10 protein-coding genes are annotated in these 13,418 nt (G+C 72.4%); 8 read left to right on the top strand and 2 right to left on the bottom strand.

All coding sequences use genetic code 11. From position 1 onward, the window contains the following. The first annotated feature begins 46 nt into the window (after positions 1-46). Genes OIU81_RS34690 through OIU81_RS34675 form a run of 4 tightly spaced genes read left to right on the top strand, consistent with a single transcriptional unit; the run spans position 47 to position 5,995 of the window. A complete protein-coding gene (locus OIU81_RS34690) occupies positions 47-1,681 on the top strand; it encodes an IucA/IucC family protein (RefSeq protein ID WP_329154222.1) in 1,635 nt (544 codons plus the stop codon). A gap of 32 nt (positions 1,682-1,713) precedes the next feature. Beyond that, a complete protein-coding gene (locus OIU81_RS34685) occupies positions 1,714-3,420 on the top strand; it encodes an IucA/IucC family protein (protein ID WP_329154220.1) in 1,707 nt (568 codons plus the stop codon). Further along, entirely contained in the window at positions 3,417-4,646 is a 1,230-nt protein-coding gene (locus OIU81_RS34680; protein WP_329154219.1) for a type III PLP-dependent enzyme, read from the top strand. Before OIU81_RS34685 ends, OIU81_RS34680 begins: the two co-directional genes overlap by 4 nt. Then, entirely contained in the window at positions 4,643-5,995 is a 1,353-nt protein-coding gene (locus OIU81_RS34675) for an MFS transporter (RefSeq protein WP_329154217.1), read from the top strand. The genes OIU81_RS34680 and OIU81_RS34675 overlap by 4 nt, the downstream gene beginning before the upstream one ends. 112 nt (positions 5,996-6,107) lie before the next feature. Here OIU81_RS34675 and OIU81_RS34670 read toward each other — a convergent pair whose 3' ends face one another. After that, positions 6,108-6,938 (bottom strand): ZIP family metal transporter, encoded by an 831-nt coding sequence (locus OIU81_RS34670; RefSeq protein ID WP_329154215.1) that lies wholly within the window; start codon positions 6,936-6,938, stop codon positions 6,108-6,110. A 308-nt stretch (positions 6,939-7,246) separates the two neighbouring features. On the opposite strand from OIU81_RS34670, the gene OIU81_RS34665 reads away from it, so the two are divergent. The 4 genes from OIU81_RS34665 (at position 7,247) to OIU81_RS34650 (ending at position 12,051) form a co-directional block, all read left to right on the top strand. Beyond that, positions 7,247-7,870 carry a hypothetical protein gene (locus tag OIU81_RS34665; RefSeq protein ID WP_329154213.1) on the top strand — a complete coding sequence of 208 codons (624 nt, stop codon included), beginning with the start codon at positions 7,247-7,249 and terminating at the stop codon, positions 7,868-7,870. Next, complete coding sequence (locus OIU81_RS34660) at positions 7,870-8,538, top strand: ABC transporter ATP-binding protein (RefSeq protein ID WP_329154211.1); 669 nt, start codon at positions 7,870-7,872, stop codon at positions 8,536-8,538. The genes OIU81_RS34665 and OIU81_RS34660 overlap by 1 nt, the downstream gene beginning before the upstream one ends. Beyond that, positions 8,535-9,305 (top strand): ABC transporter ATP-binding protein, encoded by a 771-nt coding sequence (locus tag OIU81_RS34655; RefSeq protein ID WP_329155568.1) that lies wholly within the window; start codon positions 8,535-8,537, stop codon positions 9,303-9,305. The genes OIU81_RS34660 and OIU81_RS34655 overlap by 4 nt, the downstream gene beginning before the upstream one ends. Before the next feature lie 100 nt (positions 9,306-9,405). Then, complete coding sequence (locus OIU81_RS34650) at positions 9,406-12,051, top strand: FtsX-like permease family protein (RefSeq protein WP_329154209.1); 2,646 nt, start codon at positions 9,406-9,408, stop codon at positions 12,049-12,051. A 66-nt stretch (positions 12,052-12,117) separates the two neighbouring features. Here the strand turns inward: OIU81_RS34650 and OIU81_RS34645 are convergent, their stop codons facing one another. Further along, the gene (locus tag OIU81_RS34645) at positions 12,118-13,416 is read right to left on the bottom strand and encodes a sensor histidine kinase (RefSeq protein ID WP_329154207.1); all 1,299 of its coding nucleotides are present in this window, start codon (positions 13,414-13,416) and stop codon (positions 12,118-12,120) included. Positions 13,417-13,418: the final 2 nt, after the last annotated feature.

Raw genomic sequence — 13,418 nt, 5'->3', positions numbered from 1 at the left:
GCACATGTGCCGATCTCCCCATCCCCTTCGGACCTGGACGGTGACGATGCGCCAGACGACGAATGACGAACTGCGCACGATCGACGAACTGCGCCGTGTGCGCCCGGACCTGGTGGAACCGTTCACGACTGCACTGCCGGGAGCGCGCGCAGCCGTGCTCGGCCGGCTGTGGGGGGCCTTCGCGCGAGAACCCCTGCCCGGGGTGAGCGGCCGTCGCCGGGAGACGGACACCTTAGTGGTCTCTCTGCAGCACGGCGGCCCGCTCTCCGCGGCCGACTCCTGCTCACGACGGTTTGCCCAGGTGCAGGAGGGCTTCACCGTGACCGGGCCCGACGGGCCGGTCAGCGAACCGACGGAGCTGCTGGCAGCGCTGGGGCTGCGGACTCCCGCCGCGCAGCGGCTGGCGGCCGAGCTCGACAACAGCGTGGTCAACCTGGCTCTGGCCCGCGCTGCGAACGCCAGGGGAATCGGGGCGCTCGCCGATTCGGCCGACGCCGAACAGGCGGTCGTCGATGGCCACCCGCAGCACCCGTGCTGCCGTACCCGTACCGGCATGTCGGTCGCCGAGGTGCTCGCTTACGCGCCCGAGCACCACCCCGTCGTGCAGTTGGCCCTGCTCGCCGTTCCGGTCGAACGCTGGCAGAGTTCCGGCCAGTGGCCTGAGGAGCTGCGTGACGGCGACACGGTCCTGGTGCCGGTACACCCGTGGCAGCGGGACCACGTACTCGTACACCACCCCGAGCTGGCCATGGCGCAACCCACCATCCCGGCCCGTCCACTGCTGTCGCTGCGCACCCTCGCTCCACTGGACGTTCTGCCGGGCTGCCACATCAAGACGGCGCTCGACGTGCAGGTCACCAACTACCGGCGCACCATCTCTCCCGCCGAGGTCGCCGATGGCCCGCCCCTGTCGGACCTGGTCACGGATGTCCTCGACAAGGCGGGGTACGGCGACAGCCTGCGGGTGCTGCGCGAGCTGGGCGGGGGCGCGGTGCGCGTGGGCGGGCAGGCGTCCGCGAGCCTGGCGGCGATGATCAGGGAGTCCTCCGAGCGCCACCTCGACGACGGGGAGATCGCCGTCCCGCTCACAGCGGTACACGCCACGGGAGCGGCCGTGGTGGCGGGTGATCCGGTGCGTTGGCTGGCAGACTTCGCCGGGCTTGTCCTGCCGCCCGCGCTGACGCTGCTGTCCATGGGGGTGGCTCTGGAGGCGCACGGCCAGAACACGCTCGTCGTGCTGCGGAACGGGCGGCCGGTGCGAGTGCTGTACCGGGATCTGGACGGCGTACGGATCAGCCCGCGCAGGCTGGCCCGGTGCGGATTCACGCTGCCGCCGCTGTCCGGCACCCGCGCCGGCGACGATGTGGAGGCGCTGCGCACCAAGCTGTTCGGCGGCCTGCTCAGCGGGGTCCTCAGCGAGCTGGTCGATGTCCTCGCCCGCACCCGGGCGGCGGATCCCACGGTGCTGTGGGCCGCGGTGGCCGACGTCGGCCGACGGGTGTACGCCGACCTTCCGGATGACGGGGACGCGGCCGCGTTCTTCGGCGACACGCTTCCGTTGAAGGCGACCATCGCCATGCGCCTGGCCGACAACCCGGGCAAGGCGCTGTGGACTCCCGTCCCCAACCCCCTGGCGCGCGCACGTTCCCACGCCCTCACCACTCACACACTCACCCGCTGACGCACCGAGTTCGTACGCATGGGAGCTACGGCATGACCACCTCCACGACACACGACGTCACCGCCACCCCTACGACACTGCCCGACGACCGGGCCGAGCAGACCGCCGACACCGTCACCGTCCACACGCTGCTCAACTGCCTGATCCGCGAGGTATCCGCCCCCGAGCATCAAGTAACCGTCGACCAGGACCACTTACTGCTCCGCCTGCCCCGCCGTCACCTCCTGCTGCGCGCCCGGCTGCGCCGGATCTCGCTGATCGGCACCCACCGCTTCCACGGCCCGGTGCAGCGGTTCGAGGACGATGCCTGGGTGACGGTCAGCTGGCGGGAGCTGGCCGGCTACGTTCAGAACGAACTGGAGCTGCGCACCGGCATCGCCAACGAGGAATTCCTGGCACAGGTCGCCGACAGCCGCGAGACCATCCGTACCGCCCTGGAACAGCGTTCCCACCGGCCCCGGCAGACGGACCCCTATCTCTCTTCGGAACAGTCCCTGGTGTTCGGCCATCGCTTCCACCCCACGCCCAAGGCCCGCACCGGAGACCCGGAGGACTGGCTGACGTACGGACCGGAGACCGGCGCCCGCTTCCGCCTGCGGCACCTGGCCGTGCGCCGCCATCTCGTGCGCGAGGAGGGCGACCTGGACAGGCTGGACGCGCTCTGTCCGTCGGCCGACCCGGGCTACCTGACACTGCCGGTACACCCCTGGCAGTACCGGTTGTTGCAGGCCAACGACCGGCTGCGGGAGGCGCTGGCCGCAGGCGATGTGGTCGACACCGGCGTGCGCGGGCCGGAACTGGTACCGACCGCGTCGGTACGCACGCTGTACCAGCCGGATGCCGACACCTTCCTGAAGTTCAGCCTGAACGTCCGGCTCACCAACTGCGTGCGCAAGCACGCCAGTTACGAACTGCGCGGAACCGTTGCCCTCAACCAGCTGCTCCAGCCCGTATTCACCGCTCTCGCCGACCGATTCCCCCGTTGTGCGCTGCTGGCCGAACCGGGCTACCGCACGCTGGACACCGACGGCAACACCGCACTGCTGGAGGGCCTCGCGGTGGTCGTGCGCTCCGGACTGCGCCCTCACCTGCGCCCCGGGGTGACGCCCCTGCTCGCCGCCGCGATCGCGGACGAGTACCCCACCAGCACCGCCCACGTCTCGCACCTGCTCGACCGCGGCGACGGCGATGTCCTGGCATGGTGGGACGCCTACCTGCGGCTGCTGCTCCCGCCGGTGCTGGCCGCCTACTTCGAACACGGCATCGTTCTCGAACCCCACCTCCAGAACGTCGTCGTCGGGGTGCATGCCGACGGAACCCCGGCGCAGATGCTCTTCCGCGACCTGGAGGGCACCAAGGTGCTGCCCGGCCACCACCGGCACGCCCTCGCCGACCTGCCCGAGGACGTCCGCGGGCCGCTCACCTACGATGCCGAGCGCGGCTGGAACCGGGTCGCCTACTGCCTTCTCGTCAATCACATCGCCGAACTGCTCGGAGCCCTGGCCGACCTCGAGCCCGCGCGGGAGCCCGCCCTGTGGGGCCTGGTCCGCGACCATCTCGCCGCCTACGCCCGCACCGCCGGCGAGCCGCCACGGCTGCGCGCCCTGCTGTCCGGCGTACCGCTGCCCGCCAAGGCCAACCTCCTGCTGCGCTGGGCCCGCCAGGCCGACCGACACGCCACCTACGTCCCTCTGCCCAGCCCGCTCGGCGAGGACTTCCCCCGGGAGGTGGCACGATGAGGCCCGCGGTACTGCACCACGTACGCCAGATGTCCGACGACGACCTGCCCGCCTATGTCTACGACCTGCCGGGCCTGCGCGAGCACGTCCGCGCGATCCGGGCGGCACTTCCGGATCGTGTCGAGCTGCTGTACGCCGCCAAGGCGAACTCCGACCCCAGGTTGTTGCACGCACTGGCCGACCACGTCGACGGCTTCGAAGTGGCCTCCGGCGGTGAACTGCGCCACGTCCGCGGGCTCTTCCCCGATTCCCCGATCGCCTTCGGCGGCCCCGGCAAAACACCTGCCGAGCTGGCCCACGCTCTGCACGCGGGCGTACAACGCCTGCACATCGAAAGCGAACACGAGCTGCACCTCCTGACGTCCGTGCTGGGCGATCGCACCGCCGACGTCCTCCTGCGCGTCAACCTGCCGGTCGCGCTCGGTCCGGTCGCACTCGCCATGGGCGGGCAGCCCAGCCCCTTCGGCCTGGATCCCACACATCTGGACCGGTGTCTGTCGATCATTGCCTCCGACCGGCGCATCAGGCTGCGCGGCCTGCACGTCCACCTGGCCAGTGGGCTCGACGCTCCCGCCCAACTGGCCCTGGCCGACGAGGTCCTGGCCTGGGCAGGCGGCTGGGCCGGCACACGGAGTCTCGACCTGGCCGAGGTCAACATCGGCGGCGGGATGGGCGTCGACTACGCCCGCCCGCGGCAGGTCTTCGACTGGCCGGCCTTCGGCGCCGGCCTGCGCACGGCCCTGGCCCGCCGTCCCGGACTGACGCTGCGCATCGAGCCCGGCCGATCGGTCACCGTCTACTGCGGCTGGTACGTCACCCAGGTCCTGGACGTCAAACGCAGCCACGGCCAGGCGTTCGCCGTCCTGCGCGGCGGCACCCACCACCTGCGCACACCTGCCGCCAAGCAGCACGACCAGCCCTTCGAGGTGATTCCGGACGATTCCTGGTCTCGCCCCTGGCCCCGTCCCCAGGCCCGTGACGAACCGGTGACGCTGGTCGGCCAACTCTGCACGCCCAAGGACGTCCTGGCCCGCGGGGTCACGGTGGAACGGCTGTGCGTCGGAGACCGGGTCGCCTTCGCCATGGCCGGCGCCTACGCGTGGAACATCTCCCACCACCAGTTCCTCATGCACCCCCACCCGACCTTCCACCACGTCGACGAGGTGGAGACAGCCGACGAAACGGCGGCGTCCGTCGCCGGCATGTCCGTGCACCAAGCGTCATGAGCCCGTGCCGCCCCGGCCGCACGCGTCGGAGGAAGAGAGCTGCGAGCACGGCACTCGCCACGCTCACCGTCCGGAACTTCCGCCGCTACCTGATCGGACAGCTGACCTCCAACATCGGCACCTGGATGCAGCGTGCCGCCCAGGACCTGCTGGTCCTCCACCTCACCGACAACAGTGGCAGTGCCGTCGGCATCGTGACCGCACTGCAGTTCCTGCCCCAGACCTTGTTCGGGCTGACCGGCGGCGTCCTCGCCGATCGCTTCCCCAAGCGCCGACTGCTGCTGATCACGCAGACAGCCATGGCGGTGCAGTCCCTGCTGCTCGGCGTCCTGACCCTCACCGGGGCGGTGAACCTGCCCTCCGTGTACGCCTTGGCCTTCGCCCTCGGTACCGCCACCGCCATGGACACTCCCGCCCGCAACGCCTTCATCTCCGAACTGGTCATCCGCGAGCGCGTGCCCGCTGCGGTCAGCCTGAACTCCGCCCAGTTCAACATCGCCCGCACCCTCGGCCCGGCCATCGCGGGCCTGACCGTCGCCGCCGCCGGCACCGGCCCGGTATTCTTCCTCAACGCCGCCTCGTACCTGGCCGTCCTGTACGGGCTGATCACCATCCGTACCGCCGAACTGAGCAGCCCAGGCCCGCCCCGGCACCGTGGGACGCGGCTTCCCGACGTCTTCCGCCACCTCACCTCCACCCGGGAACTGCTCCTGCCGATCACGGTCATCGGCTTCGTCGGCACCTTCGGACTCAACTTCCAGATCACCACCTCCCTCATGGCGATCACGGTCTTCCACTCCGGTGCCGCCGCCTTCGGCTGCCTCTCGGCCGCCTACGCCGCAGGCAGCCTCATCGGCGCGCTCCGCGGCGCCGGCCGCGGACAGCCCCCCACCGCACAGCGCCTGATCACCGCCACGGTTGTGTTCGGGACACTCGAAGCCGCGACGGGCCTGATGCCCGGCTACGGCACGTTCCTGGCCCTCCTGATCCCGACCGGCTTCGCTTCGGTGACCGTGACCACGACCGCCAACTCCCTGACCCAGTTGCACGCCGACCCGCACCTGCGCGGCCGCGTCATGTCCGTCTACTTCCTCGTGCTCCTCGGCGGAACGCCCATCGGCGCCCCCCTCGTCGGCCTGGTGTCCGACGCCCTCGGCGCCCGGTCCACCCTGGTCCTCGCCGGCCTCGTCTCGGCGGCCTCCGCGCTCGCCCTCCCAGCGCTGGTCACCGCGCGAACCCGACGGCTGGACCGGACCAAGAAGCCGACCGCCCAAGCCCATGCGCCCCTCACCGACACCCCAGGGCCGGCGCTCTCCGGCAAGGCTCCGACCCACCGGTCCACTACCTGAGCAGCAACGGCACGGACGCGTCGACTCGGGAATCGACTCGGGAATCGACTCGGGAATCGACTCGGGACGGGACATGCGCCGCCCGGCAGGCGCGGGCAGCAGGGGGAGTGATTCAGGCTCCTGCAGCGGTGACGATGGCGTCGGTGGCGAAGCCGAGGAGCAGGCCGCCGAGGATGCCCCAGGTGGTCAGTTCCTTCAGCGCCGCCTTGCGGGCGACGGCCAGCAGTTCGATGACGACATAGAGGATGGAGCCGGCGGCGAGCCCGAGGAAGGCGATCGACAGGGTGTCGTTGACCAGGTGCTGTCCGACGAGAGTGCCGGCGAAGGTGGGACCGCCGCCGATCAGGCCGAGCAGACCGAGCGTGGTCCAGGAGGGACGTTCGCCCTCGGCGGCCAACGGGGCGACGATGCCGAAGCCCTCGGTGGCGTTGTGCAGGCCGAAGCCGACGATCAGCAGAACGGCGAGGGAGATCTCGCCCTTCGCGGCGGAGTTGCCGATCGCCAGTCCCTCGGCGAAGTTGTGCAGTCCGATACCGATGGCGATCATCAGGGCCAGTTCACCGGCGTGCGAGCGGGCCTTGGGCGCCAGCTCGGTGGTGCTGGCAGCCCCGGGACCGGCGGGCCTTCCGGCTGTGTTGGCGCGGCGGGCGGCCGCCCAGCGGTCGTAGTAGACCAGGCCCGCGAGACCTGCGGTGAGGCCGGCGGCAAGAACGAGGCCATCGCCAAGGGCGGGCCCCCAGTCGTGGTCGCTCAGCGCGCCGTCGACCGGCTCCCAGGCGTGGGCCAGGACATCCCAGACCAGGAAGATCAGGATGCCGATGGCCACGGCGTTGAGCGTGGCCTTGAGCCGCGGGGCCGGCTTGCGCAGGCGGCCCAGGGGCAAGCCGAGGTAGATGGTGAAGCCTGCGATCGCGCCGAGCAGGGCGATCTGAGAACTGGACACGGGGTCTCCCGGAGGACGCGGCGGGGGGGGCGGCGCACGACGGGCAGACAGTAAAGCAGGCAAGCCTCACCTAACAACCTTCGCGGCGTCAGATCTCGACCACGTTTCCGCAAGGAGACGGCTTTGCTCTTGCGTGGGCCCGCGCAAGAGCGGTCGGCCGCCAGTTCAGCGAAGAGGAGTGGGGTCTCGTTTTAACCGTGCGCTCACCGTGCGCAGTGCGGGCGCTGGCCGTCGGGTTCCTAGCGTCGTGGACAGAGGCGAAAACAGGGGTGGCGCATCTGCCGCCCGCGTCGCTGGAGGTGCCGATCATGCGTCGTCCGTTCGCTGCCGCCGCGGCCGGTCTGGTGCTCGTCGCCGGAGCCGGAGCCGGCGCCGCGGCCTGTTCCTCATCGTCCTCACCCCCGCATACCTCGCACGGTGCCGCGGCGCAGGCCCCTGCGGCGCCGGCTCCCGCCGATACGAATCCACCCGGTGACATCCCGGACACGCAGGTGTTCGTTCCCTGGTCGCCTCCCGGCGGCAGCTTCACGGTGAAGGTGCCGGAGGGCTGGTCGCGTACGACCCAGGGCCCGGCGACGGTGTTCACCGACAAGTTCAACACCGTGCGCGTCGAAGGCGTCCATGCCACGACGGCCCCGACGGTGAACTCCGTACGGGCCCATGACATCCCCGCGATCCGCGTCGCGAGCCAGCACTTCAGCCTGGTCAAGGTGACCACGGTGCAGCGCAGCGGCGGCAGGGCGGTGCTGGCCGAGTACCACGCGGACTCCCAGCCGAACCAGGTGACCGGCAAGCGCGTCTCGCTGGACGTGCAGCGGTACGCCTTCTACAAGGCGGGCAAGGGCGAAACCGTGCTGACGCTGTCCGGTGCGGTGGGCGCGGACAACGTCGATCCCTGGCGGACCGTCACCAACTCCTTCCAGTGGGCGTGATGGCCGCGCCCGTGCTCAGCGCCCGCTCCCTCTACCGGTTCTTCCGGGCCGGGGAGGAGGAGACCTTCGCGCTCCAGGGCGTCGGCCTGGAGGTGGAGCGCGGCGAGACCGTGGCGGTGACCGGGCCGTCCGGTTCGGGCAAGACCACGCTGCTGAACTGTCTCGCGGGCCTTGACGAGCCGGACGGCGGCACGGTGCACGTCGCGGGAGAGCGGATCAGCCACCGGTCCGAGCGGGAGCGAGGTGGTATCCGCGCACGGCACATCGGGGTGCTGTTCCAGACCGCAAACCTGCTGGACCACCTCAGCGTGCGGGACAACATCGCCCTCGTGCAGCGGCTGGCTACCGCGCCTGCCGCTACCCGTACACCGCCGCTGGAGCTGCTGGAGCGGGTGGGCCTCGCGCAGCGCGCCGGTGCTTTGCCGCGTCAGCTGTCGGGAGGGGAGGCCGCCCGCGCAGGTCTGGCCGTCGCCCTGGCGAATACGCCCGATGTTCTGCTCGCCGACGAGCCGACCGGTGAGGTGGACGGGGAGACCGAGCGACGGCTGCTGGTACTGCTGCGCGAGCGTGCCGCTGCCGGGACCGCGGTCGTCGTGGTCACCCACAGTCGCGCCGTGGCGGGGGCCGCCGACCGGGTGCTGCGACTGCGGGACGGAAGGTGGACATGATGCCGGGCCCGGTAGCTGCGGACTGTTCGGGGGCCGGCAAGAACGGCGGACCGCTGGTCCGCTGCGAGGACGCGGCGCGTACGTACGGCAGCGGGCCGGGCGCGGTCGTCGCGGTGCACGGTCTGACCTGTGCGGTGCCGTCCGGCGCCCGGATCTGCGTGGTCGGACCCTCCGGTTCGGGCAAGTCCACCCTGCTGCACCTGATGGCCGGGCTGGACCGTCCCACAGCGGGCCGGGTGAGCCATCCGGGCCTCGACGGCGAGGGCACCGGGGGGCTCGCCCGGCAGATCGGTGTCGTCTTCCAGGGCCCGAGCCTGCTGCCGCCGCTGACGGCCGCCGAGAACGTCGCGCTTCCGCTGCGGATCGACGGCCTGGCGGAAGAGGAGGCCGCTCCCCGGGCATGGGCGGCGCTGGAGAGCCTTGGGCTGGAGACGCTGGCGGGCCGGCTGCCGGACGAGCTGTCGGCCGGGCAGGCTCAGCGGGTCGCCGTGGCAAGGGTGTTGGCGCGCCGGCCCCGCCTGGTGCTGGCCGATGAACCGACCGGGCAACTGGACCGCGTGACCGGCCGTCAGGTGCTGCGGGTGTTGCTGGCCGCGGCCGAGGAACTGGGGGCGTCGGTGCTGGTGACGACCCATGATCCGCGGGTTGCTCGCGAACTGGATACGCGTTGGTACATGGCCGATGGACGGCTGATCCAGCCAGAGGCAGAGCCGGATGCGGACTCCGGGTCCGGGTCGGAGGCACCGACCGCGCAGAGTCCGCAATGAACGGGGCCGGGAACGTGGCAGGGCGGCGCGCTCGCCCGGGGCGGACAGCCCGCAGTGACCGGTGGCCGGCGCCCAGGCGGGGCCGAGGAGGAGAACGGCGATGATCAGGATCTGGCTGGCCGGTCTGTTGCGGCGGCGTGGCGGACGGTTGTTCGCGGTGGCGGCCGGAGTGGCCACGGCGGTGGCGCTGCTGGCTGCGCTCGGTGGTTTCCTCGGCGCGACGCAGGCGACGATGACCGCGCAGTCGGTGCGCGGGGTGAGTGTGGACTGGCAGGTGCAGGTGGCGAGCGGTGCCGACGCCCGGTCGGTGCTGACCGCCGTGGAGCACACGCCGGGCACGCGGGGAGCGCTGCCGGTCGGATACGCCGACACCAGCGGGCTGTCCGCCACGACCAAGGGCACGTCCCAGACCACCGGTCCCGGTGCCGTGCTGGGCGTTCCGGCCGGCTACCGCTCGACGTTCCCGGGAGAGATCCGGGTGCTGTCCGGGCGCGGGGACGGGGTGCTGCTGGCTCAGCAGACCGCCGCAAACCTGCACGCGGCCCCCGGCGACACCGTGGCCGTCGGACGGGCGGGCCTGCCGCCGCTGCGGGTACGGGTGGACGGCATCGTGGACCTCCCGCAGGCCGACTCGCTGTTCCAGAAGGTCGGCGCACCGCCGCAGTCACAGCCGACGGCCCCGCCGGACAACGTCGTCCTGCTGCCCCAGGCCCGCTGGCACGCGGCCTTCGCCCCGCTGGCCAAGGCACGCCCCGACCTTGTGCACAACCAGATCCACGTATGGCGCAGCCACGCTCTGCCGCACGACCCGGCCTCCGCCTACACGGCGGCGACCGGCAGCGCGCACAACACGGAGGCGCGGTTGGCCGGCGCCGGCCAGGTGGGTGACAACCTGGGCGCGGTGCTGGACGCGGCTCGCTCTGACGCCCTCTACGCCCAGATGCTCTTCCTCTTCCTCGGGGTGCCGGGGGCGCTGCTGGCCGGGGCGCTCACCGCCGCGGTCGCCGGAGCGGGGGCTGCGAGGCGGCGCAGGGAGCAGTCCCTGCTGCGGACCCGGGGCGCCACAGCGAGTCGGCTGCTGGGGCTGGCGGCCGTGGAGGCCGCGGTCGTGGCGGTCGCCGGCGGGGCGGCCGGGCTGGGCATCGCGGCACTGCTGGGACACACCGCCTTCGGCACGGCCGGCACGTTCTCCACCGGCTGGGCGCTGGCCGCCCTGGTCGTGGGCACGGTCATCGCCGGCGCGACGGTGCTGCTGCCCGCCCGGCGCGACCTCCAGGCATCCACCGTCGTGGCCGGAAGGGCGACGGTGGAACACCGCCGGGTGCCGCGGGCCGCTTGGTGGACCCTGGCCGTTGGGCTGCTGGCGGTGTCGCTGGTGGTGTTCCGGATCACCAGTCGCACGAACTACGCTCTCGTCCTCGCGCCCGAGGGCACGCCGACCCTGTCGGTGGACTACTGGGCGTTCGCCGGCCCCGCCCTGCTGTGGGCGGGCGGGGGCCTGCTGGCCTGGCTCCTGATGGATCTGGTGCTGCGGCGCGGCCGGCCGGTGCTGGCCCGGATGCTGCGCCCGGCCGCGGGCCCCTTGTCCGGTACGGTCGCGGCGAGCCTGTCGCGGCAACGGGGCACGGTCCTGCGGGCCGTGGTGCTGCTCGCGCTGGCGACCGCCTTCGCCGCCTCGACCGCCGTCTTCAACTCGACCTACCTCCAGCAGGCCCAGGTCGACGCGGTGCTCACCAACGGCGCCGACGTCACCGTCACCGAATCCGCCGGAGTCACCACCGGCGCGGCCGACGCCGCACGGGTGGCGGCACTTCCCGGCGTACGGCGCGTCGAGCCGCTCCAGCACCGCTTCGCCTACGTCGGCTCCGACCTCCAGGACCTGTACGGGGTACGGCCCGCCACCATCGTGGGCGCGGGACGGCTGCAGAACGCCTACTTCTCCGGCGGCACCGCCCGGCAGCTGATGGACCGCCTCAACCACCGGCCCGACGGCCTGCTGGTCAGCGCCGAGACCGCCAACGACTTCCAGCTCCACCCCGGCGACCAGATCCGGCTGCGGCTGCAGAACGGCCGTACCCATCAACTGCGCCCCGTCACCTTCCACTTCGCGGGCGTCGTCAAGGAGTTCCCGACCGCCCCCAAGGACAGCTTCCTGGTGGCCAACGCCTCCTATGTGGCCCGCGCGACCGGCAGCGGCGCAGTCGGCACGCTACTCGTCGACACTGGGGGCTCCGGCCAGCAAGCCGTGGCCCGGCACGTGCGGGCAGCCCTCGGCCCCGCCGCGCACGTCACGGACCTGTCCGGGGCCCGGACCGTGACCGGCTCCAGTCTCACGGCCGTGGACCTGGGCGGGCTCACCCGGGTCGAACTCGGCTTCGCCCTGGTCATCGGAGCGGCGGCGGGCGGCCTGGTGCTCGCCCTGGGCCTGACCGAGCGGCGGCGCACCCTGGCGCTGGCGTCCGTGCTGGGTGCCCGGGGACGGCAACTCTCGGGGTTCGTGTGGAGCGAGGCCGGGCTGGTCGCCGTGGCGGGCGCGGCCGGCGGCATGGTGCTGAGCTGGGCCCTGTCCGAGATGCTGGTCAAGGTCCTCTCCGGCGTCTTCGACCCGCCCCCGGCGGCCCTCGCCGTACCGTGGGGCTACCTCGGCGCACTGGCCGCGGCCGTCGCGGCCGCTCTGGCCCTGGCGGCGTGGACCGCGGTACGCCACGCGCGACGTCCGCCGCTCACCGAACTGAGAGAGCTGTGACCGGAAACCCGCCGTGACGCCCGACGCGCCACGGCAGGCAGTTCGCTCTGCTCACACCGTGGCGTGTCAACGCCCCGGCTCGCCCTGCCCGCCGGCGACGAGCCAGGTGAAGCGCGGATGCGGAGCTCGTCGGGAGAGCATCAGACGCCCGCCCTCGGCCTCGACCAGCGAACGGGCCAGTGCGAGCCCGATCCCGTGGCCCGTTCCGTCACCGCGCGGCCGGGCGAACACATCCTGGTCCTCGGTCAGGCCGGGGCCCTCGTCCTCGATATCCACGGCCAGTACACCGGCCGCGTCCCGCACGGTGACGGTCACCGCTCCGCGGCCATGGACGACGGCGTTGGCCAGCAGGACATCCAGCACCTGCCGCCCCGCCCGCGGCGAGCCCACCGCCCCTGGCAGCCCCTCCTCCACCACGACGCGCAAGGGCCGCCCGGCGGCCGCCAGCTCGCCGTGCCAGCGCCGTTCGGCATCGGCGAGCAGCGCGCCCACGTCGAGCGGCGCCCGCTCCGGCACCTCCCGGGCCAGAGCCAGCAGGTCGCCCAGCGTGGTCTCCATGTGGGTCAGTGACGCCAATGCGGTGCGCATCGCGTCATGCGGGTGTGTCGGCGCGGTCGCGGACAGCGCGCTCTCCAGCTCCAGCCGCACTCTGGTCAGCGCGGTACGCAGCTGGTGCGAGGCGTCCGTACTGAAGGCCCGCTCGCGTCGCAGCAGCTGCTCGATGCGTTCGGCGGCGCGGTTCAGCGCAGCGGCGACCTCGTCGGCCTCCGGCAGCCCGGAAGGGGCGGCGCGGGCAGTGAGGTCACCGGTCTCCAGCTGAACCGCCGTCGCCGCGAGCGCCTCCAGAGGGCGGGCGAGACGCCTGCTGGACCGCACCGACACCACGACGCCCACCCCGACGGCGGCCGCGGCCAGCCCCAGCAAGGCCGCCCAGGTGACAGCCGCCCGGCGCACCGGCTCATCGGCCGGGGAAGTGGCCCGCACCGCCGCCCGTACCCGCTCGCCGGAACCCACGGGTGCCGCCGCCACCAACCAGTCGCCCACTCGGCGCGACGCGGCCCCGCCCGCCAGGGCGTCGTGCACGGGGCTGTCCCCACGCGCCGGCCCGCCCCCAATGACAAGGCGGCCCTCGTTGTCGTACACCCCGATCCGGGTACCGGGCTCGACGGGCGGCAGTTCCACCGGATCCCGCCTGTCGTGTACATCCGCGGGGACGCTCACGGCCACTCGATCGGCCAGCTGCTGCAGCTCGCGTACCTCGTCCTGCCGGTACAGCCGCAGCACCGCCACGGCCAGCGGGACGGAGAACAGCACCACCGCACACACCACCGCCACCACCGTGGCCCGCAGGAGGCGGCGGCGCACGG

It is taken from the genome of Streptomyces sp. NBC_01454, from assembly GCF_036227565.1.
Classification (GTDB): Bacteria; Actinomycetota; Actinomycetes; order Streptomycetales; family Streptomycetaceae; genus Streptomyces.
Note: the sequence above shows the minus strand (reverse complement) of the source record. Positions and strands in the feature narration are given on the sequence as shown.